Below are 21,304 nucleotides of genomic sequence, written 5' to 3' on the forward strand. Positions count from 1 at the left end.
CGCCCGCGCCGCCCCCCCCCCCCCCCCCCCCCCCCCGCGGGCGGGGCCCGCCCCCCCCCCCCCCGCCCGCCCCCCCCCCCCCCTCGGTCGGTTCTGGTGTCAGGCCCGGGTGGTCACCGGCGCAGTTCGGCGGTGCAGCACTTGACGGAGCCGCCGCCCTTCTTGAGCTCCGAGAGGTCAACCGGGACGGTCTCGTATCCGGCGTCGCGGAGTTTCTTGGCGAAACCGGAGGCCTCGGCGTTGATGACGACGTTGCGGCCGTCCGAGACGAAGTTCAATCCGAAACCGGCGGCGTCCTCGGCGTCGGCGATCACCGCGTCGGGGAAGAGCCGTTCGAGCAGCAGACGGCTGCCCGGGGCGAAAGCCTCGGGGTAGTAGGCGATGCGCTCGTCGTCGAGAGGCGCGAGCGCGGTGTCGAGGTGGTAGTAGCGGGGGTCGACCAGGCGCAGCGAGACGACGGGGCGGCCGAACACGTCGGCGGCCTCGGCGTGGGCGCGGGCGTCGGTGCGGAAACCCCAGCCGGCGAGGATGAGCTCGCGGCCGGGCAGGTAGGTGAAGTCGCCTTCGCCTTCGTTGATGAACTCGGGCTCAGCGTATTTCCAGCCGGAGGTGCGGTACCACTTCTCGTGGGCGTCGGCTTCGGGGCGGCGTTCGGGGTAGCGGAAGCTCGCGCCGTAGGCGATCCCGTCGACGACGAAGGCGCCGTTGGCGGAGTAGACCATGTCGGGGAGGCCGGGCTCGGGCTCGATGCGGACGACCTCGTGGCCGAGGGCGGTGTAGGCGTCGGCCAGGGCTTCCCACTGGGTGCAGGCGAGTGTGGCGTCGACGGGGGCGGTCGTGTCCATCCAAGGGTTGATGGCGTACTCGACGGCGTAGTAGGCGGGGCGGCACATGAGGTACGTGCGGCGGCCGGGCGACCGGGTCGCGGGCGCCGCGGCAGGTGAAGAACGGTGTTTCTCCATGGCGCGAGTTTAGACAGCCCGAACCCCCAACGCACTGCCCGCGGGCGCAGGACACACCGGAGTGTGACCATCACGCCTCACCAGGCAGGTCACCCGTGTCCGGACGGGCCAGGGGCAGTGGACCGTTCGGACCATTCGAGGTCTCACCCTCCTCGCCGGTGTCCGGGCGGGCGGGGGCGATGGTTCGCTCCGCCGCCTTGCCGGGCCTCACTCTCCGCCGGTGTCTGGAGGGGAGGGGAGATGGTTCGTTCCGTCGCCGTTCGGGGCCCCCTCCCCCCTCCTCCCCGCCCGCCTCCTTCCCGCACCCCGACCGTCGGTTGCAGTCCTTCGGTGTTCCCGGTGCCCGGCGGCCTGGCCTCGGCCGCCGGGACCGGTTGTGCGTCAGTGCGATCGAGCCGGTCAAGGCCGACCTGCTATTCGACCGCTACCGGGCCTGCTCGAGACACCGCTCGGGCTGGGCCGAAGGCCGCCGGGAGGCCGTTCGGCGTCTCGTTGACGTGGACCGTCACTTCCAGTTCGCTCACCTCGCATCCTTGGAACTCGGCCTCGGACCGCTCGACCATCGCCTGGGCCGCTGCGCATGCCTCATCCTCACCGAAGATGACCCTCGCGGCTCCCGCCAGCGCGGCTGCGTCCGCTGCGCCTTGGGCCCGGTGGCGGGCCGCGCCGGCCTGGCCGACGGCGGTGAACGCCACCGCTGAGGCCAGGAGCGCGGCCGCCACGCCGGTCGCCAGGACCGTCGCCGATCCTCGTTCGTTTCCGATCGCCGGGACCGTCTCCGTTTCGCGTTCCTCGTGGCTCGCGGCCCTCGACACGTCTAGCGCGGGTTCGGGTTTGCTTTGCTCCTTTCTCATTGGGGCAGGCCCGGTTCCATCGGGGCGGCGGCTTCGGCGGTGACGTCCATGGGCGGCGTCAGCGGGCCGAGGGGCCGGACCGGCGCGGTCACTACGGCGCGCGCCACGGTGTCGTCGTTCGACACTGCGACCGTTGCGCCTTCTGGCAGGTATGCCGCTGCGACCGCTTGCGGGTCCTCGCCTCTGGCGGCTGCGATCGCCGCGCTGTTGGCCGCGTCGATGGCGCGGACCTTCATGCCGACGGTCGACACCGCCCACAGGCCGAGTGCGAGCACCGCGACCACGGCGGGCATGACCGCCGCCGTTTCCGCGGTCACGAACCCGCTTTCGGGTCCCCTGCGTTTGCGGCTCTCCCGGTTCGTGGGCGGTCTGGTGCGCGGTCCTCTGCTTTTCCGTCGGCGTCTCGGTTTCTCCGCGTCGGATCTCCGGTGCGCGATGCGGCCTGACGGTGGCGGTGGGTCGGGCCGGATCTGGTCTTTCGGCGCGGTTGGGAGGCCAGTGGTCATGCGAGGGCCCGTTCGATCAGGTCGGACAGGGCGCTTTGCACCGGCCCGGAGGTGAGCACTTTCAGCAGCACTCCGGCGAACGCCACGGCGGCGAGTGTGCCGACCGCGTACTCGGCGGTGCTCATGCCGCTTTCGCCTCGCATTCGGGACGCGAACTGCGCGCCCCAGCTCGGTTTCGCCGTGTGCCGCATCCGGCCCGGGCTCCATTCGTCCTCGGGCCTCGGGTGCGGGCTCGGGGGGCGCTTCACCGGTGGCGGTCGGTCGTCGGTGGGGTTCGCAGGGCCCGCGGTGATCGGCGTACGGCTCCGGTTCGAGCCCGGTGACCAGGGTTCGGTGGTGCTCCTTGGCGCGACGGGGTTGTTTCGGGCGGAGGTGCTGGCCGGTGCGCCGGTGCTGGCCGGTGCGCCGGTGCTGGCCGGCGCGGGGGTGCTTGTCGGCTCGACCGGGTTCGCTGGTTCGACGACGTTGGTTCGGGTGTCGGCGTTCGGTTGGTCGGGGATGGGTTTCACGTCGCAGCGTCGGCCGCAGGCGAGTCGAGGGTGGGCGCTACCGGGTTCGCAGATCGGTGCCATGCGGCTTTCGGGGCGGCATGATGCCTGGCAGGTGTCGGGTCGGGAAGGTGCCTGGCGCCGGTCGCTCCGGGTCGGGAGGGCCATCGTGGTGTGGGTGTTCGCGTGCATCGCGGTTTCCTCTCTTCGGTTGTCTGGCAATGAGGTCAGAGGCCGGTGGCCAGGGTGTCGGTGACGATGCCGAGCACCACCGGTCCGATACCGGCGATTACGAACGCGGGCAGGAAGCACAGGCACAGGGGCCCGACGAGTGCGACTGCGGCGCGTCCGGCGCGTTCTTCGGTTCGGGTGCGGAGTTCTGATCGGAGGGATGCCGCGAGTTGTTCCAGGCCCGCCGCGATGGCGGCGCCGGAGTCGCCGGAGCGGTCGAGTTGGCGGGCGAGGCGTGCGGCTCCTGGCAGCCTGCCGAGTTCCGGGAGTGCTTCGGCGGCGGTGGCGCCCAGGTGGATCGCTCCGGCGAAGCGGTTCAGGCGGTCGCCGATCTCGGGGTCGTCGGCTTCGGCGACGGCGAACGCCGCTTGCGGGAACGGTGCTCCGGCCCGCATGCAGGCGGCGAGGAGGTCGAGTGTCCAGGGCCAGGACGGGGCGAGCCGGTCGGCGGCGGTCCGTTCGGCCCGGTCGGGGTCGGCGCGGAGGAGGCGGGCGGCGAGCCACCAGGCGCCGAAGCCCGCGACGATGCCTGTCACGCCTCCGATGGCGATCGCGACGGCTACGCCCGCGAAGGGGCCGATGAGTTTGCGCAGCATCAGGAACTCCTCGGGTTGACGGAGGCGATGAGCGCGCCGGTCCAGGCGAGGCCTGCGGCTTGGAGGCCCATCGCGGTCCCGGCCGCGCCGATGCCGGCGGGGGTGGCGAAGAGGAAAGCGACGGCTTCGACGCCGAGTGCCGCTTCGCCGAGTGCGACTCCGGCGACGGGCAAGGCGATGAGGAGGGCCGCGGTGGCTCGGATGGAGGCGGTCTGGGCGCCGGCGCGGGCGGCGGACTGGTGGTCGTCGTTGAGGTGGTCGGCGAGTCTGCGGCAGAGTTCGGCGGCGGGGGCGCCGAGTTCGGCGGCGATGCGGAGGGCGGCCCGGAGGCGGCGGGCGGTGGCCGCGGCTTCGGCCGGCCATTCCGGTTCGGCTGCGGCGATCGCGCGGGCCGGGTCGGTTCCGGCCGCGAGGTCGGCTGCGAGGTAGGCGACGGTGTCGGCGGCGGCGCGGCGGGCTTCGCGTTCGCGTTTGCGGTGCAGGGCGAGATGCCAGGCGGCTACTGCGGCGGCGGTGTAAGTCGCCGCGACCGCTGCGGCGGTGACCGCTGCGAGCGGGCCGAGGCCTCCGTCGTGGCGGTATCCGGCGAACCAGGCGGCGAGGACTGCGGAGAGGAGCGCGGTGATCGAGGCCGCGGCTTTCGGCCGGTGGGCGATCAGTGCGGTGGCGACGGCGGTCATGTGGTGTCTCCTTTCGGTGATCGGCTGGCTTGGCCCTGCGTGCGGCGAGCGGATGGAGTGGTCGGCGAGTTCGGGATGCGTTCGCGTCGGCGAGGCGGGCGGTGGCCCGGTCCGTCCCGGCCGGTGTGGTGGCGGAGCGCGTCTCGGTCCGGTCGCGCCCGGGGTCTGCGTGCCCGGTCGGGTCGTCCGCAGCGGCGGCGTTCGGGCGGTTGGGCGAATGCGGTAGCGGTCATGAGCGGTGCTCCCTCGGATGCGGGCGGAGACCGTGCCGTGCGGACGTGTCGGCACTGCAGCGGCGTGCGGTTGCGGTTGCGCTGCGGCTCATGCGTTCCGCTCCTTCAGGAGGCGTTCGAGGATGCCGGCCGCCGGGCCCGGTCCGTGGCGTGTCCACGCCGTGGAGACCGTCAGTTGCTGGGTTCTCGCGTGGCCGGTCTCGATCAGGGCGATCTCGGCGACTTGCCGCCCGGTGCCGTTTCGCCGCAAGTGGATGATGACGCGGAGGGCGGCCACCAGCTGGGCGTGGAGCCCTGCACGCGGCAGGCCGTGCGGGAGCGCGAGGGCTTCGAGCCGCGCGGGCGCGTCGGCGGCGGCGTTGCAGTGCAGGGTGCCCGCGCCGCCCTCGTGGCCGGTGTTGAGGGCGCCGAGGAGTTCGATCACTTCGGCGCCGCGGCATTCGCCCACGACGATGCGGTCCGGGCGCATCCGCAGCGACTGGCGGACGAGCGCTGCCAGGTCGACCTCCCCCGCGCCTTCGATGTTCGCCGGACGCGATTCGAGGGTGAGCGTGTGGGGGTGGTCCGGGGCGAGTTCGGCGGCGTCTTCGACGATGACAATGCGTTCCTCCTCGGGCGCGTTCGACAGGAGGCTCGCGAGGAGCGTGGTCTTGCCGGTTCCAGTGCCGCCTGTGACGACGAAAGCGAGGCGGGCTTTCACGATGCGCAGCAGCAGGTCCGCCATGTCCGCGGTGAGGGTGTCGGCCTCTACGAGCTGGGTGAGCGTGAACGCTTTGGACCGGTGGGTGCGGAAGGACAGGTAGGGGCCCGAGGTGGCGATCGGTGCGAGCACGGCGTGGAACCGGGTGCCGTCGGGCAGTCGCACGTCCGCGTAGGGGCTGCCCGCGTCGAGGCGCCTCCCGGCCGCGGCGGCGAGGCGGCAGGCGAGGGAGCGGATCGTGTCGGGCCCGCCGAGGCGGACGGCAGCGGGCCGCAGGCCTTCGCCGCGGTCGGCCCAGACGCCGCCCGCACCGTTGACGACGACATCGGTGACCTGCGGGTCGTCCAGCAGCGATTGGAGCGGGCCTGCGCCGATGAGATCGTCGCTCAGGGCCGCCGAGAGCTGGAGGAGCGAGGCCTGGTCGGGTGGTGCGGCGCCTGCCGCGCAGAGGGCCCGGACGATGTCCGCTTTGGCTGATCCATGCGCCCGGTCCCGGTTCGTTCCGGGTCTGGTCTGGGCGGCGAGCTGGCGTCGGACCCGGGCGAGGAGTTCGAGGTTCATCGCGTCGCTCCGGTCTGCCCGAGGAGGGCCAGTTCGCCGCGCGAGCGGGGTTGGCTGAGCGCCGCGGTGAGGTCGCGGATGCCGCGGCCGACTTTGCCGCGGGGGACGCGGCCTTGGCGCAGCAGTACCGGGAGTCGCCGGTCGGCGGGGACGGCGCCCCAGACCGGTGGTTCGAGCCAGTCGGCTTCGCGCGGGCCGTCCCAGGTGGCGCCCGCCGGGCTCGGCTCGGCTTCGCCGCGGAGCACGACGCCGAGGTGGGCACTGTGGAGCCCGTACGCGGCGGTGACGCTGCGGGCGGCCTCCCAGGAGCGCGGCCCGGGGCCGAGGGCGACCGCGATCGAGCGGGCGGCGACGGCCGCCGCGGCGGAAGCGGGGGTGCGGGTGCGCGGCAGGTCGACGACGACGAGGTCGGCGGCGAGTCGCGCGGCCCGCAGGACCCGGTCGAAGGCGTCGGCGCTCACTTCGGCGGGATTGCGGGGGTCGGGTCCGACGATGTGAAGGCCGCCTCGTTTGGGGAGGCCGCCGAGGAGCCGTTCGGGGTCGAGCGGGCCGGTGCCGTTGGCGAGCGAGGGCCAGCGCCAGCCCGGTTGAGCGGCGAGTCCGGCGGCGGTGTCGATGCCGCCGCCGGTGTGGTCGAGGTCGATGAGGACGGTTTTGCGGCCGTCGCGGGCGGCGTCGGTGGCGGCGGCGAGCGCGAGGGTGGAGGCGCCTGCGCCGCCGTGTCCGGCGACGGCGGCGATGACGGGTGCGGGTTCGACGTCGAGTGCGGTGCGGATGAGCAGGTTGGTGAGGAAGTCGTCCGCGTCGGGGAGGGCGACGACGCTGGTGGCCTGCATCTGGATGGCCATGGGCCAGAGGAGGGAGGTGTCGTCGGCGTCCCCGCCGAGCCAGGACATGGTGGTGCACAGCAGGAGCGGTTCGCGGGGCGGGAAGTCGCAGGCGATGCATTCGGGGGCGAGGTCGGGGCCGACGAGGACGAGTGGGGCGCGCTGCCAGTGGCTTTCGGCGTCGCGCGGGTGGCGGATCCGGCGGAGGGGGTGGCCGGCGGTGGCGGCGAGCGGGGCGATGGCTTCGACGAGGCGCTCGTCGGTGGTGACGAGGAGGGATTCGGCGGCGGGTGCGGCGGTGATCGTGGTGCGGTCGAGTGTCGCGGCCATGGCTACTCCTACGTTCAGTGATGTTCATATGCCTTGGAGTAACCATGACCGGCGCAGGGGAGGGTCGGCAAGGAGCAATTTTTCGGCTGTGGATAACTTCCGGTTTTTCGGATTATTCGGACAGTCTTGGGGTGCAAGGTGATGGTCGTTCGGGAATCGCCTGTGGACAACTCGGCGTGTCGCAGGCGAGTGCGCCTCATATGCGACGAGGGACCGTCCCAGTGGGACGGTCCCTCTTCGGAGTTCGCTGCGATTATTCGGGGCGGATGCCCCAGACGCCGAACCAGGCCTCGCTCGGCGAGAGCTCGACCAGGTCCTCGCCGGTGGCGAGGGCGTTCGGCGGGCAGGTGGTCGGCTCGATCGCGACGGAGCCCCTCTTGCGGCTCCCGTCGAGGCCGTCCGCGGTGTAGATGTGGACCCAGGGGAAGGACTCGTCCATCCACACCGTGACCGCCTGGCCCGAGACCGGGTCGGCCAGCCGCACTTCGGCCTTCCCGTCGGAGCCGCGCTTGAGGTCGCCGTAGCAGTCGTCGATCACCAGGTCCTTGAGGACCGTCGGGTCGCCGAAGTCCGACTCGCCCGCGCCGACCGGGATGCTCTGCTTGTCGAGCTTGAGCTTCTTGGCGGCCGGGACGTGGAGGGTGGCCTCGTCGATCCGCTCGAGCGAGCCGGGGATGAGGTAGGAGTGCGTGCCGAAGCCGAACGGAGCGGTCTTGTGGCCGGGGTTGGACACGGTGTGGGCGGCGCGGAGGCCGCCGGGGCCGATCGACCAGCGCGTGCGCAGGTGCAGGGTCCAGGGGTACCCCAGGCGCGCGGGCAGGCGGCATTCAAGGGTGACCGAGGTCTCGGTGACGTCGACGGCATTCCACTCGGCCCAGGCGACGAAACCGTGCAGTGCGGTGTTCGTCTCGATCTCGTTGACCGGGAGCTGGTAGTCGGTGCCGTCGTAGCTGTACTTGCCGTCGCGCACCCGGTTGGGCCAAGGGGCCAGCATGTGGCCGGACCAGCCGGGCGCGAGCTCCTCATCTCCGTAGGACATGACGATCGGTCGGCCGCGGTAGGAGTACGAGCGCACTCCACCGCCGACAGCGACGATGGTGGCCTCGTGGTCGTTGTAGGCGATCACCCATTGCTCGCCGGACAGCGCCATAGGGGGTACCTCCGTGTCGTTATCGGTGGGCGGGATGTGCTTTGACGTTAGCTCATGGCCGATGACCTGCGGCACCCGTATCAATGTGGGCGAGATCGCAGGAAACCGTTGAAACCAACAAGACCCATTATTGAAACCCTCCCAACGAAAACGTCAAACTCGGACAAACCACTACCCTCACGATGACTGTCTCATATTTTGCGCACCTTCTGTACCGCCATTCAGGATCACCCCCGACCCGTGGCCACTTCCGTCGGCCATCGCATTGAGGCACCATTTCCAGATAACTACGAACCGTCGCCTCCCGGAAGCCCCCGGTCGGCAACCACAGGGACAACACACTCAGGAGAACAACGATGTCTGAGTTCAAGCCCGGCCTCGAGGGCGTCATCGCCTTCGAAACCGAGATCGCCGAGCCTGACAAAGAGGGTGGATCGCTCCGCTACCGCGGCGTCGATATCCAGGACCTGGTCGGCCAGAGCACCTACGGCGACGTATGGGGCCTCCTCGTCGACGGCAAGTTCGGCAACGGCCTGCCCGCCGCCGAGCCCGTGCCCGTGCCCGTCTCCTCCGGCGACACCCGCGTCGACGCCCAGGCCGCGGTCGCCATGCTCGCCCCCTACTGGGGCCTCCAGCCGCTGCTCGACATTGACGACGAGACCGCCCGGGACGATCTCGCCCGCGTGTCGGTCACCACGCTGTCGTTCATCGCCCAGTCGGCCCGCGGTTCCGGCCGCCCCGCCGTGCCCCAGTCGGAGATCGACAAGGCCGGCACCATCACCGAGCGCTTCATGCGCCGCTGGCGCGGCGAGCCCGACCCGGCCCACGTCAAGGCCGTCGACACCTACCTGATGTCGGCCGCCGAGCACGGCATGAACGCCTCCACCTTCACCTCCCGAGTCGTCGCCTCCACCGGCGCCGACGCCGCCGCCGCCATCTCCTCCGGCATCGGCGCGCTCTCCGGCCCGCTCCACGGCGGCGCCCCCTCGCGTGTGCTCCACATGATCGAAGGCGTCGAGAAGTCCGGCGACGCCGAGAGCTACGTCAAGAACCTCCTCGACTCCGGCGAGCGCCTCATGGGCTTCGGCCACCGCGTCTACCGCGCCGAGGACCCCCGCTCGCGCGTGCTCCGCGCCGCCGCCAAGGAACTCGGCGCCCCGCGCTACGAGGTCGCCGAAGCGCTCGAGTCGGCCGCGCTGGCCGAGCTCCGCGCCCGCAAGCCCGACCGCGTGCTCGCCACGAACGTCGAGTTCTGGTCCGCCGTGCTCCTCGACTTCGCCGAGGTGCCTGCCGAGCTGTTCACCCCGATCTTCACCTGCGCCCGCGTGGCCGGCTGGAGCGCCCACATCCTCGAGCAGAAGAAGCTCGGCCGGATCGTGCGCCCGTCCGCTACCTACGTCGGGCCCGGCCCCCGCAAGCCCGAAGAGGTCGAGGGCTGGCAGTAGCCGAAGCGTCGCAGCGGCCCGCGCCGCCCCGCAAGGGGTGACGCGGGCCGCTTTTTCCCGTGTGGAACGAGGACTCGCCTTGCATGGGCGCGTTCGGGATACGATCGTTCGGATGCATGACGGCGCCCTGTCGCCATCGCGCGTTCGAACACCCGCACCATCCGAACGGGACGCTCCATGCCCTCCCCCCTGCCGCTGCGCCGCCGCGACCTCCTGGTCGGCGGTGTCGCCGGGCTGGCCGTCGCCGCCGCGGCCGCCGAGAGCGCCTGGTCGCTCCGCGAGGCCGCGGGCGACAGCGCGATCCCCGAACCGGTGCGCACCGGGCCGATCCACATGCAGATCACGGCCCACCCCGATGACTGCCTCTACTTCATCAACCCGCGCGTCGCCCGCGTCCTCGACGACGGCGCCGGACTCTGCACGGTCGTCCTCACCGCCGGCGAAGCGGCCGGCGCCAACGCCTGGAGCCCCGCCGCCCCCGCCGACTTCGCCGGATACGCCGCCGCGCGCGACAACGGCCTGCGCCGCGCCTACGCCCTCTTGGCCCTCGGCGACGCCGACGCGCCGTGGGACCGCTACCTCGCCCCGCTCGACTCGGGGCAGGAGGTCGAACTCTGCGTCCTGCGGGACAAACCCCAAGTGCACGTCATCTTCTGCTCACTGTGGACGAACCTCGGGCGCATCACCGGGGAGTTCACCCGCCTCCTCGCCCTCTGGGAAGGCCGCCTCGACGACTCCCTGGTCCTCCCCCCGACCGGCTCGCCGCTCACCGCCGAATCCACCGTGGACCGGTCGACCGTGCAGGCCACGCTCCTCGAACTGCTCGAGCGCTACCAGCCCGCCGTCGTCAACACCCTCGACCCCGACCCCGACCCCGTGGTCGGCGAACGGCTCGGCGCCGAGCAGCCCGGCTACTCCGACCACATCGACCACACCGCCGCCGCCCTCTTCGCCTGGGAGGCCGTGCGCACCTGGGGCGCGGCCCGCACGGTCGAGGCCTGGCGCGGCTACTACAACCGCCGCTGGCCCGGCAACCTCGGTGCGGCCGACCTCGAACCCAAGGGCCGGGCGCTCGACGTCTACTCCTGGAACGACGGCGCCGACTGCGGCCTCCCCAGCGGCTGCGGCGACCGCCTCATCGCCGGGCCCGGAGCAGGCATCACCTACGGCCACGCCACCCACCCGCGCTACACAGCGGCCGTCGCCGCCGCCGAGATCGACGGCCGCATCCGTCCGATCACCGTGCGCGACAACACCGCCCAACTCCTCGGCGACGACGGCTGGGAGGACCTCGGCGGACCCGACACCCTCCCCTCGCTCGAGCTTGCCGGGACGAAGCTCTACGTGATCAGCGCCGAGCACACCCACGATCCGGCCACCCACGCGCGCGACGTCCACTGCTACGACCTCGTCTCAGGCCAATGGCAGCTCCTCGGGAACCCGGCCGGGACCGGCCCTGACGCCCGCATCGCGGGGCAGGTCGCCGCCGCCGACGACGGCCGCACGGCACTGGCCTGCATGCGCGACCCTGACGACGGCCTCGCGGTGCGGGTGCGGACCGAAGGCGGGGTATGGGCCGCATGGGCCCGGCTCGACGGACCCGCCGTGCACGACGCCCCCGCCGCGCTCGCCCTGGACGGGGCCTTCACCATCATCGCCGCCACCCCCGACAACGTGGCCGTCTGGGAAGGCGACGGGGTCGACTGGACCTCCCGCATGCTCGACCTGCCCGGACCCGACGACCTGCCGTTCCTACCTGCCAGCGCCGTCACCGCCGCCCAGGCGCCCGACGGGCGGGCCGTGCTCGCCTCGCGGGTGGCCGGGAGCAGCGACGTGGCGCTCCACATCGGGCGGGGCGAGGACTGGACGGGCGTGCGCGTGCCGCTCGAGGGCGGGGTCCTCGCGCCCGCGATGGCGATCGGGCCGGAGGGCGCGCTGGCGGTGGTGTGCGACGACGGGAGCGGGGCTCCGGCGGTGCTGGTGCTCACGCTTGCGGACTTGGAGTCGGCCGGCGCCGGGCGGTTCGGGCTGCTGTCGCGGCCTTGGACGCGGGGGGACATCACGGTGGTCAAGCGTCCGGCGGCGGCGTTCGGCTCCGATGGGGCGCTGCGGTTGTGGACGGTCGCGGCGGACGGGGAGCTGTGGACGGCCGAGGCCGAGCCGGGCGGCGAGCCGCCCGTGAGCTGGTCGCACGCGACCTGAGACGGGTCCTATTCGGGTCGGCGCTCGGCGAGTGCTTTGAAGGTGCGCAGCTGCCGCCGCATCATGGCCAGGTCGCCCCAGGCGAGGACGCTGCGTCGGGCGCGGTCGAGCGCGCGGTCCGAGGCCTTGTCGCCCACCAGGAGCGTCGCCCTGAGCCGGGTGCGTTCCGGAGTGAGGGCTTCCACGTCGTAGACGACGACGAACGGGCCGAACAGCAGCAGCCCGCGAGTGGAGTCCATCCGCAGGGTGAGGTAGGCGTCCGGCTGGAAGTCGACCAGCGTGAAGATGGTCATGAAGTTCTGTCCGACGGCCAGCGCCTCCAGTCCCGGGGTGAGGCGGCGGGGGCTGCGGCGGCCCCGGTTGTCGAGGAGGTCGTAGCTGTAGGGGGCGACGCGCATCTGGCACAGCCAGCGGTAGACCGTCGCGGCCGGGGCGTCGATCACGATGGCGCGGAACCACCGTTCGGCAGGGTCGGGAGCGAACCGCGCTCCATGGCAGGTCCGCTGCGCGTCGGCGTGCCCGGTCCCCCAGTGCCGCGGCGGTGCGGCCCGGTCGTTCACGGCCGCCGCTCCAGTTCGAGCGGCTTCCCGTTCATCGTCGTGCGGGGACGGGTCGGTGATGCTGCCATCGGGGTGTCCTTCGTCGCGGGCCTTCATCGCGAAGGCGAATTCAGGGACCGGGTTCCACTCGTTCACTGCGATCATGCCCGACCATTGCCGGCCTGCGGGTGCCCGAGCCGCTCGTGCCGGCGCGTGATCCCAGTTGGCGGCGGGGCCCGGCCCGGGGGATCGCGGGACGGGAACGCGGGTTTACAGTGGGCCCAGGACCGACCAGAACGGAGCCGACAGTGACCGACCCGATCACCATCCCCGCAGAGCTGCTGCCCGCCGACGGGCGCTTCGGCTCCGGCCCCTCCAAGGTGCCGACCGAGGCGATGAGCGCGCTTTCCGGACTGGGCAGGTCCGTCATGGGCACCTCCCACCGCCAGAAGGCGGTCAAGGCCGAGGTCGGGCGCCTGCGGGCCGGTCTGGCCGAGTTCTTCTCGCTGCCCGACGGCTACGAGGTCGTCCTCGGCGTGGGCGGCGCGACCGCGTTCTGGGAGGTCGCCGTGTTCGGCCTCATCGAGGACCGCGCGCAGGCCGCCAGCTTCGGCGAGTTCGGCTCGAAGTTCGCCAAAGCCATCAAGATCGCCCCGCACCTGGGCGAGCCGACGATCGTGACCGCCGAGCCGGGCTCGGCCGCGTACCCGTCCTTCGAGGACGGCGTCGACGCGTACGCCACCCCGCACAACGAGACCTCGACCGGTGTGGCCGTCGACGTCAAGCGCATCGCCCACGAGGGCGCGCTCATGCTTCATGACGCGACCTCCGCGGCGGCGGGCCTGCCGGTGGACCTCACCGAGACCGACTGCTATTACTTCGCGCCGCAGAAGGGCCTGGCCTCCGACGGCGGCCTGTGGATCGCGATCATGAGCCCGGCCGCGATCGAGCGCGCCGAGCGCATCGCCGCGTCCGGCCGCTACATTCCGGCGTTCCTGGACCTGAAGACCGCGATCGACAACTCGCGCAAAGACCAGACGTACAACACCCCGGCGGTGGCCACGGTGGTGCTCGCGGCCGAGCAGGTCGACGCGCTCAACGCCGCGGGCGGCCTGGACGCGGCCGCGAAGCGCTGCGCCGAGTCGGCGGGGGCCCTGTACTCGTGGGCGGACGCCCGCGAGTTCGCGAACCCGTTCGTAGCCGACCCCGCCCTGCGATCGAACGTGGTCGCCACGATCGACTTCGAGGGCGTGGACGCGGCCGAGATCGCGAAGGTGCTGCGCGCCAACGGGATCGTCGACACCGAGCCGTACCGGAAGCTGGGCCGCAACCAGTTGCGTGTCGCGACCTACCCGGCAGTGGACCCCTCGGACGCGGTCAAGCTGACCGAGGCGATCGACTTCGTGGTCGAGAAGCTGGGCTAGCGACCACCTCCTTGTGCAATTGGGCTGATTCAGTTCGGCCGGTCGGGTGGAGCGGCACCCGCATGACGCTCCGCCCGACCGATTTCGAAGGTATCCGCCGCCACTGACAAAAGAGGGCCGGTCCAAGATGGACCGGCCCTGTGTCGTGCGTCTCAGATTCTAGAAGCCCAGGCGGCCGTAGTCGCCGAAGGCCTTCTCGACGTCGTCGAGCTCGATGCCGTAGCGCGACAAGTGGTATTCGTGGGCGCGGCGCATCCCGGGACGGGCCAGGACCCGCTCGAGGTTGGCCTCCTCGGTGTCGGTCCAGGCCATGCCGAGCTGCGCGAACAGCTTGGGCATGAGACCGTGCGGGTCGGCCGTGAACGAGTGGTACGGCACGTCCACGAAGCGCTCGCGCGAGGCCGCGGAGCGCACCGCGCGGGCCTCTGCGACGCCCTTGCCGAAGATGTCGAGCCACTCGGGGCCGATCTTGGAGGGGTCGTAGGAGCGGTGGTGCAGCGCCCGCCCGGTCTCCACAAGGGAGCACCAGGAGCCCATGACCGTGGAGGGGTCGCGGTGCATCCACACGATCGTGGCGTCGTCGAACACCTTGAGCAGCACGTCCAGGTTGAACAGGTGGAACGGGGATTTGAGGACCCAGCGCCGGCGAGGCTGGTTCCACTGCAGCACCTGCAGGACGCGCTTGAGGTGCCCGTAGTCCTCGGTGTAGTCGCGCTCGTCGGCCCAGCGGCGGTAGGCGGGCATCGCGGCGCGGGTGATGAACTGGTACCCGTGCGGCAGCGCGAACACGCACTCCTCGGGCTGCAGCGCGTTCATCGGGTGGATGAGGTCCCACACCGGGGAGGCCTTGCTCGCGAGGGAGGCCATCTGCTGGGCGTCCTTGATGAGCTTGTCGCGCAACTTCGGGTCGATGTCGCCGCGGTGGGTGTTCATGAGCTCCCACATGAGCGGGGCCCGGTTGCCCTCGGGCTGGATGAGGATCTTGTGGGTGACGGTGGTGGCCGTGCGAGGAAGGCCGACAACGACGATGGGGCGCGCGATCGGCTCGTCCGCGATCTCGGGGTGCTCGCTGATGAGCCGCTCGACGCGCAGGTGGTTGGTCATGCGGCGGGTCATGTCGTCGACGAAGCCCTGCCAGCCGACCATCGAGAGGGAGTCCTGCTTGGCGACCTCCCGGAGCAGGAAGCGGTACGAGTCGACGAACTCCTGGGCCACGGCCGAGTCGGCCTCGGCCCGGCGCTCGGCGCGGTGGACCATCCGGTCGAACACGCTGTCCACTCGGGAGCGCTGGGCGGAGACCCGTGGCGCGCTGATCGTGTTGACGGCGGTGAGCCAGCGGGCGGTGCGACGCATGGGTCCTCCAGTGCAAAGGGGTTCCAACACGAAGAGTTTTTCATGCCCGGTCATTCGTTCGCCTTCCGCTACATTGGGTTCGTGGAAGAAGCCCCCGACCTCGAACGCCTGCGCCTGCTGCCCGAGCTCATCGAGCACCAGCGCGTGCGCACCACCCCCGTGAAGGCCAGTGACTTCGCGATGCCGCTGGCCACGCCGCAGCCGTGCCGCGCGACCGCGCAGCGCCTCACGTTCGACGACGGCTCCCACCTCTTCGCGAAGATCGCCGAGGACGCCCCGACCGGTTACCTTGCGGCAGAGGCGAACGGACTGCGGTGGCTGCGCGAGGCCACGCCCGCCGCCGTCCCGCTCCTGTACGCCGACGACCGGCTGCTCGTCGAGCCGTGGATCGAACCGGCCGCACCGACCCGCGAGCACGCCGAGGACCTGGGCCGCGAGCTCGCCGCCATGCACGACGCGGGCGCGGAGCGGTTCGGCGCGCCCTGGCGCGGCTACATCGGCGAGACCTTCATGGACAACGATCCGGCCGGAGACTCCTGGGCGGAGTGGTACGCCGCCAGGCGGATCGAGCCCTACCTCAAGCCCTCCCGGGACAACGGCGCCCTCGACACGGCCGACGTGACCGCCATCGAGACCCTCGCCGCTCGGCTCCCCGAGCTCGCCGGGCCGCCGGAGCCACCCGCGCGCACCCACGGCGACCTGTGGTGGGGCAACGTGCACTGGGGCGCCGAGCGGGCCTGGCTCATCGACCCGGCCGCGCACGGCAGCCACCGCGAGACCGACCTGGCGAACCTGCGGCTGTGGGGCGGCGTGCCGATGTTCGACGCGATCCTCGCCGGGTACACCGAGCTCCACACGCTGGAAGCGGGCTGGGAAGAGCGGACGCCGCTCCACCACCTGTTCCCGCTCCTGGTCCACACGACCCTCTTCGGGCGCGCCTACCGCGACCAATTGATGGGAAACGTGTCTCACTTTACGAAACTGTCATATTTACGAACTAGGCTCGACGCATGGCTGCACCGACTCCGACCCAGGGCGCCGCGAACGCGCCGTCCGCGGCTCTCGGCCTGCGCGACCGGCACGGCCGCACCGCCACCGACCTCCGCGTCTCCCTCACCGACCGGTGCAACCTGCGCTGCACGTACTGCATGCCCGAGGCCGGGCTCCCCTGGCTGCCCAAACCGGAGCTGCTCACCGACGAAGAGGTCTCGCGCCTCGTCGGCATCGCCGTCCGCGACCTGGGTGTCACCGAGGTCCGCTTCACCGGCGGCGAACCGCTCCTGCGCCCCGGCCTGGTCGGCATCGTCGCCGCCGCCGCGGCCCTGGAGCCGCGCCCCGAGATCTCCTTGACCACCAACGCGATCGGCCTCGAACGCCTCGCCGGGCCGCTGGTAGAGGCCGGGCTCGACCGCGTCAACGTCTCCCTCGACACCCTCGACCCGGGCACTTTCAAGGAGCTCGCCAAGCGCGACCGCCTCGCGGCCACCCTGCGCGGCATCGAGGGCGCGGCCGCCGCCGGGCTCGCGCCCGTGAAACTCAACACCGTGCTCATGCGCGGCATCAACGACACCGAAGCCCCGGCGCTGCTGCGCTTCGCGATCGAGCACGGCTACCAGCTGCGGTTCATCGAGCAGATGCCGCTCGACGCCGCGGGCGTCTGGCGCCGCGACGAGATGGTGACGGCCGCCGAGATCCTCGAGGCCCTCAGGGCCGAGTTCGACCTGGTCCCCGACCCGGCGCACCGCGGCTCGGCCCCCGCCGAGACCTGGCTGGTGGACGGCGGCCCCGCGAAAGTCGGCGTCATCGGCTCGGTCACCCGCCCGTTCTGCGGCGACTGCGACCGCACCCGCCTCACCGCCGACGGGCAGGTGCGCAACTGCCTGTTCGCGCGCGGCGAGACCGACCTGCGCGAGCTCATGCGCACGGGCGCCTCGGACGAGGCCATCGGTGCCCGCTGGCGCGAGGCGATGTGGGGCAAGCTCCCCGGGCACGGCATCGACGACCCGTCGTTCCTGCAGCCCGCGCGCCCGATGTCGGCGATCGGAGGGTGAAGGTGGTGACGGTGCGGTACTTCGCGGGCGCGAAGGCGGCCGCGGGGATCGGCGAAGAGCAGGTGAGCGCCGCCGACGTCGCGGAGTTGAAAGCGGTGCTCGGACAGCGGCACGGCCCGGTGCTGGACAAGGTGCTGGCGGCGTCCACGCTGCTGGTGGACGGCCTGGCGGCGAAGGACCCGATGACCGCGCTCCCGGCGGGAGCGACGGTGGAGGTGCTGCCGCCGTTCGCGGGAGGGTGAGGCCGTGAGGCTCCGGCGCGACGCAGCGCGGCGGGCTCGAAGCGCGGTTCCTCGGGGCCGAGAGGGGAGCCTCGGTGGCGGCACGACGGGAAACGTGAAAGCGGATATTCCCGATTTGTCCCGCGTCGAGCCCCCTATCCATGACCGTACGCCCGGGATACGACACCGGGCGTGGTCGGCGCGTCGAGCGCGTCGACTGCGACACGGATGCGAGGGAGTGTCGCGATCCGCGGCGCGCCGGCGCGGCTCGGCAGGCGCAGTGGAGGCGGGGCGACAGAGGCCGGGACGCAAGGCGGCGACGGCAGGGCGGAGAGGACTGGGACGCGAAAGCGTTTCGCCGACTGGGGCGCGACCCGCCCGGGCGGGAGCCGCTTCGGGTCACGCGCCGTCTGTCTGCGAGGATGCATAGGTGCGCCGTCCTGATGAACGCAAGCAACCGCAGGTGGCGTCCCCGCTGTTCGAGCTTTCCGCCGGCATGCGGACCACCGCGGAGCGGCGCCGCCGCTCGCACCGGTCCCACCATTCCAGGTACGCCCGCGAAGCCGTGCCCATGCCCGAACCGGCGTTGACGACCCAGACCCCGGACCCGTGGCTGGAGTCCGCGCCCCTGCTCACGGGCATGGACGAGGTCGGCGCGGGTCTGCTCGACTCCCTGGACGCGATGCAGCGCGTCGCCGCCTCCGCCGGACGCGGCCCGCTGCTGATCAACGCCTCCCCCGGCACCGGCAAGACCCACCTGCTCATCCGGCGCGTCGCCTACCTCGTGCAGGAGCTGGGCGTGCCTGCCCGCCAGTGCCTGGTCCTCGCCGCGTCGGCTCCCGGTTCGGCAAGAATCCGTCGTGAACTGGGTTCACTGATCGGCCGCGAGGCCGCCTCGATCACCGTCGCCGAGTTCGACGACTTCGCCGCCGCGAGCCCGCCCGAACTGGGCCACGTCTTCATCGACGACCTGCCGCGGATGCCGATGCGGCTGTTCCGCCAGGTCACCGAGCACCGCGGGCCCGAGGCGGACATCACCGCCACCGGCGACCCGGACTCGGCCCTGTGCACGGGCGAGCCCGCCGCGTTCGCGGCCTTCGGCGAGCGGTTCCCGCAGGCGCACGTGATGCGCCTGTCGCGCAACCACCGCAGCCCGGCCGCGGTCCTCGTCGCCGCGTCGCAGGTGATCGAGCCGATCAGCCGCGTCCCGGGCCGGCTCGTGCAGCCCGAGCGCCCGGCGCTCGAGGGCTCGGGGATCGGCCGGTACTTCGCGTTGGACGCCGACGACGAGAAGCGCTTCGTCGAGGACCTCACCGATCGGCTCGCCGAGCTCGGGGTCGCGCCGGAGGAGCTCGCGGTGATCGGCCCTGACGGCATGACCGTCGCCGAAGCCGCCGAAGGCGAGTTCCGGGTGGTGTGCCTCACCGGCATGTCCGCGGAGGACTGGCCGAACACGGCAGCGGCCCGCCGCGAGCTGTACGTCGCGCTCGGGCGCACGCGGGACCTCGCCTACGTGAGCCACACCGGCGAAGGCTCGCCGCTGTTGGCCGATGTGGACCAGGGGCTGTTCAGTCCATTCGGGATGGTCCCTCAAGACCGTTCCGGCCCTGAGCAGCCGCGACTGCTGTAAGCGCCGCAGGGCAGCCGAGCCGAGTTCCCACGCGATGACACGCGTATGGGCCACAATAGTCGGGTAACCGCACTCTGACGCTGAGCGCATCCGCGCGCTGGGAGGCCCCGATGGAGCACACCGAAGAGGACACTGTGCCTCTGCACCGGCCGGATGCTCCAGGGTGGTCGCCGTTCGCGCCCCCGGAGGTCAACGAGCAGTATCACGCGTCTTCGGAAGTGCAAGAGCAGCACAGCGCCCCTGAGGACGTCATGAACCAGCCGCACGCCGCCGGTCCCGAGTCGATCCGCAACCCGCGGCACGGCGACCATGTGCCGAGCGCCCCGCCGCCGCCCGCGACCCCGATGTCCGGACCGGCTTCCTCCTACGAGTCGCCGCCCGCCCAGTACGAGGCCCCGCACGAGCCCCGGCCCGGCGGGAACGGCTGGCCCGCCGCCTCGGGGACGGCGCCGTCGGCCCACCAGGTCGGGGCGCCTTCCGCGCTGCCCGCCCGCGTCCCGGCCCCTGTGTTCCCCGACCACGCGGGGGCGCTCGAGCGACTCGGCGTGACCGCGGACGACTTCGCGTCCCGCCGGGTCGTGCCGCCTCGCCCGCCCGTGGCCGAGACCGGTCTGCGCGGCGCGCTCCACCGCTTCAGCCTCGGCATGGTCGCCCTGCCGCCCGGCCCGCGCGAACGCTCGCGCCAGCGAGCGGTCGACACCGTGCGCCGCAACTTCGGGGGCCTGCGCCAGATCACCGTGGTCAACCCGAAGGGCGGGGCGGGCAAGACCGTCGCGGTCCTCATGCTCGCCATGACGTTCGGCGGCCACCGCGGCGGCTACGTGCTCGCCTGGGACAACAACGAGACGCAGGGGACGCTGGGCATGCGCGCCCAGCAGGACTTCCATGTGCGCACGGTGCGCGATCTGCTGCGCGACCTCGACCATTTCCGGGGTCCGACCGGGCGCATCGGCGACCTCTCGCAATACGTGCGCGCCCAGGGCGGCGCGATGTTCGACGTGCTCGCTTCGGACGAGTCGGCGACGGCCGGGGAGATGCTCACCTCGCAGGCGTTCGGGGACCTGCGCGAAGCGGTGTCGCGCTTCTACAAGCTCATCGTCGTCGACACCGGCAACAATGTGCGGGCGGCGAACTGGCAGGCGGCGATCGACGCGACCGACCAGCTGGTGGTGACGATGTCGGCCCGCAACGACTCGGCCGAGACCGCGGCGCGGATGCTCGACCATCTGGAGCAGACGGGCCGCCGGGACCTGGTGCGCGGGGCGGTGTCGGTGGTGTCGATGCCCGCCCACCGCAAGGATGTGGACCTGCCCGCGGTGCAGCGGCACTTCGCGGCCCGGACGAGGGCGGTCCTGCTGGCGCCGTATGAGAAGCTGCTCGACTCGGGCGAGCCGATCCGCTACGACTCGTTGAGCAAGGCGTCGTCCGCGGCCTGGCTGCGGATCTCGTCGGCGGTCGCCGAGGGCCTGTAGGCGGCGAGGAGTGCGGCGAGTCCGGCCGAGGCGTCGGCGAGGCGGTGGTCGTCTTCGTCGGCGTGGCCGACGACGAGCGCGCCTTGGATGAACACGAGGACGGTGCGGGCCAGCCGCTCGGGCTCGGTGCCGGGGTCCATCTCGCCGCGCTCGACCGCCCGTGCCAGGATCGCGGCGAGATCGCGTTCGAGCTCGGTCCAGGCCTCCTGGACGCGGCGCATGGTCGCGGGGTCGTCGGCGAGCTCCACCGCGGCGCGCACCACGAAACCGCCCTCTTTGGAGTGGCGGGCGACGACGTCGAGGAGGTCGGCCACGGCCTGTGGCGCGTCCACCGGCTCGCCGTCCTTGCGCTCGAGGGCGCGGTGGGCGACCGAGCGGAGTTCGGGCTCGGTGTCCTCTCGGTAGCGGCCCAGTGCCGTGATGTAGAGCTGGTGCTTGGAGCCGAATGCGGCGTAGAGCCCGGCGCGGTTCATGCCGGTCGCCGCGACGAGGTCCGACATGGAGGTGGCGGAGAATCCGCGCTCCAGAAAGACTCGTGTCGCAGCGCGAAGAACTCTGTCCAAATCGGCGTTCTTATTTCTGCTCACGTTGTGCACCGTATCGACACCCGGTGCTACGGGTCAATAACCGCAAGGCGAGAGTTCACTCGCGTGGCGCGAGTGAACGGCTGCACTGCGCGACCGGTCAGCTTGACACCCGGCGAAGCCACCCGCGAGAATGGCCCAAACTCAACAGGCGCCAGCTGGGGGAAGTCCGGTGAAAAGCCGGCGCTGACCCGCAACGGTAGTCGCGGTCGTCCCAGAACGACAGCCGAGCACCCTTCTGTCCGCTCGGCCCACCCGCGTGAGC

At 71.9% G+C, this 21,304-nt stretch carries 18 protein-coding genes and 2 pseudogenes; 8 read left to right on the plus strand and 12 right to left on the minus strand.

Translation table 11 applies throughout. The features are described 5' to 3' along the window. Positions 1-113: 113 nt before the first annotated feature. The 9 genes from ddaH to O1R50_RS24450 form a co-directional block, all read right to left on the minus strand. On the minus strand, positions 114-962 hold the full coding sequence (gene ddaH / locus O1R50_RS24410; protein ID WP_270112864.1) for a dimethylargininase: 849 nt from the start codon (positions 960-962) through the stop codon (positions 114-116). Positions 963-1,375: 413 nt separating this feature from the next. Next, positions 1,376-1,816 (minus strand): Rv3654c family TadE-like protein, encoded by a 441-nt coding sequence (locus O1R50_RS24415; RefSeq protein WP_270112865.1) that lies wholly within the window; start codon positions 1,814-1,816, stop codon positions 1,376-1,378. Next, positions 1,813-2,133, minus strand: a complete 321-nt coding sequence (locus O1R50_RS24420; protein ID WP_270112866.1) for a TadE family type IV pilus minor pilin — start codon at positions 2,131-2,133, stop codon at positions 1,813-1,815. Before O1R50_RS24420 ends, O1R50_RS24415 begins: the two co-directional genes overlap by 4 nt. A gap of 185 nt (positions 2,134-2,318) precedes the next feature. Beyond that, positions 2,319-3,002, minus strand: a complete 684-nt coding sequence (locus tag O1R50_RS26195) for a DUF4244 domain-containing protein (protein ID WP_333490280.1) — start codon at positions 3,000-3,002, stop codon at positions 2,319-2,321. Positions 3,003-3,037: 35 nt separating this feature from the next. Next, positions 3,038-3,637: a type II secretion system F family protein gene (locus O1R50_RS24430; RefSeq protein WP_270112867.1), complete on the minus strand. Its 600-nt coding sequence runs from the start codon at positions 3,635-3,637 to the stop codon at positions 3,038-3,040. Then, positions 3,637-4,317 (minus strand): type II secretion system F family protein, encoded by a 681-nt coding sequence (locus O1R50_RS24435; protein WP_270112868.1) that lies wholly within the window; start codon positions 4,315-4,317, stop codon positions 3,637-3,639. The genes O1R50_RS24430 and O1R50_RS24435 overlap by 1 nt, the downstream gene beginning before the upstream one ends. A 321-nt stretch (positions 4,318-4,638) precedes the next feature. Then, positions 4,639-5,811 carry a TadA family conjugal transfer-associated ATPase gene (locus tag O1R50_RS24440; RefSeq protein ID WP_270112869.1) on the minus strand — a complete coding sequence of 391 codons (1,173 nt, stop codon included), beginning with the start codon at positions 5,809-5,811 and terminating at the stop codon, positions 4,639-4,641. Next, positions 5,808-6,968, minus strand: a complete 1,161-nt coding sequence (gene ssd / locus O1R50_RS24445; protein WP_270112870.1) for a septum site-determining protein Ssd — start codon at positions 6,966-6,968, stop codon at positions 5,808-5,810. The genes O1R50_RS24440 and ssd overlap by 4 nt, the downstream gene beginning before the upstream one ends. A gap of 253 nt (positions 6,969-7,221) precedes the next feature. Continuing rightward, positions 7,222-8,118, minus strand: coding sequence for an aldose 1-epimerase family protein (locus tag O1R50_RS24450; protein ID WP_270112871.1), 897 nt, complete (start codon positions 8,116-8,118; stop codon positions 7,222-7,224). Between the two features lie 356 nt (positions 8,119-8,474). On the opposite strand from O1R50_RS24450, the gene O1R50_RS24455 reads away from it, so the two are divergent. Beyond that, positions 8,475-9,563 (plus strand): citrate synthase 2, encoded by a 1,089-nt coding sequence (locus tag O1R50_RS24455; protein WP_270112872.1) that lies wholly within the window; start codon positions 8,475-8,477, stop codon positions 9,561-9,563. Between the two features lie 177 nt (positions 9,564-9,740). Beyond that, entirely contained in the window at positions 9,741-11,765 is a 2,025-nt protein-coding gene (locus O1R50_RS24460) for a PIG-L family deacetylase (protein ID WP_270112873.1), read from the plus strand. Between the two features lie 8 nt (positions 11,766-11,773). Here O1R50_RS24460 and O1R50_RS24465 read toward each other — a convergent pair whose 3' ends face one another. Then, on the minus strand, positions 11,774-12,469 hold the full coding sequence (locus tag O1R50_RS24465) for an SRPBCC family protein (protein WP_270112874.1): 696 nt from the start codon (positions 12,467-12,469) through the stop codon (positions 11,774-11,776). Between the two features lie 143 nt (positions 12,470-12,612). On the opposite strand from O1R50_RS24465, the gene serC reads away from it, so the two are divergent. Further along, entirely contained in the window at positions 12,613-13,728 is a 1,116-nt protein-coding gene (gene serC, locus O1R50_RS24470) for a phosphoserine transaminase (RefSeq protein WP_270112875.1), read from the plus strand. A 159-nt stretch (positions 13,729-13,887) separates the two neighbouring features. Here the strand turns inward: serC and O1R50_RS24475 are convergent, their stop codons facing one another. After that, positions 13,888-15,081 (minus strand): sulfotransferase family protein, encoded by a 1,194-nt coding sequence (locus O1R50_RS24475; protein WP_270112876.1) that lies wholly within the window; start codon positions 15,079-15,081, stop codon positions 13,888-13,890. Between the two features lie 42 nt (positions 15,082-15,123). On the opposite strand from O1R50_RS24475, the pseudogene O1R50_RS24480 reads away from it, so the two are divergent. The 5 genes and pseudogenes from O1R50_RS24480 to O1R50_RS24500 form a co-directional block, all read left to right on the plus strand. Next, positions 15,124-16,038 (plus strand): annotated as a pseudogene (locus tag O1R50_RS24480) (fructosamine kinase family protein); the annotation flags it as partial. A gap of 53 nt (positions 16,039-16,091) precedes the next feature. Continuing rightward, on the plus strand, positions 16,092-17,132 hold the full coding sequence (moaA, locus tag O1R50_RS24485) for a GTP 3',8-cyclase MoaA (protein ID WP_270112877.1): 1,041 nt from the start codon (positions 16,092-16,094) through the stop codon (positions 17,130-17,132). Between the two features lie 11 nt (positions 17,133-17,143). Then, on the plus strand, positions 17,144-17,374 hold the full coding sequence (locus O1R50_RS24490; protein WP_270112878.1) for a MoaD/ThiS family protein: 231 nt from the start codon (positions 17,144-17,146) through the stop codon (positions 17,372-17,374). Between the two features lie 409 nt (positions 17,375-17,783). Further along, positions 17,784-18,983 (plus strand): UvrD-helicase domain-containing protein, encoded by a 1,200-nt coding sequence (locus O1R50_RS24495; RefSeq protein ID WP_270112879.1) that lies wholly within the window; start codon positions 17,784-17,786, stop codon positions 18,981-18,983. 266 nt (positions 18,984-19,249) lie between these two features. Further along, positions 19,250-20,455: pseudogene (locus tag O1R50_RS24500) on the plus strand (MinD/ParA family ATP-binding protein); the annotation flags it as partial. On the opposite strand, the gene O1R50_RS24505 reads toward O1R50_RS24500, so the two are convergent. Then, positions 20,383-21,051: a TetR/AcrR family transcriptional regulator gene (locus O1R50_RS24505; RefSeq protein ID WP_333490281.1), complete on the minus strand. Its 669-nt coding sequence runs from the start codon at positions 21,049-21,051 to the stop codon at positions 20,383-20,385. The pseudogene O1R50_RS24500 and the gene O1R50_RS24505 overlap by 73 nt on opposite strands. Between the last annotated feature and the right edge of the window lie 253 nt (positions 21,052-21,304).

Origin of the sequence: Glycomyces luteolus (assembly GCF_027622875.1) — a bacterium.
GTDB classification, from domain to species: Bacteria; Actinomycetota; Actinomycetes; order Mycobacteriales; family Micromonosporaceae; genus Glycomyces; species Glycomyces luteolus.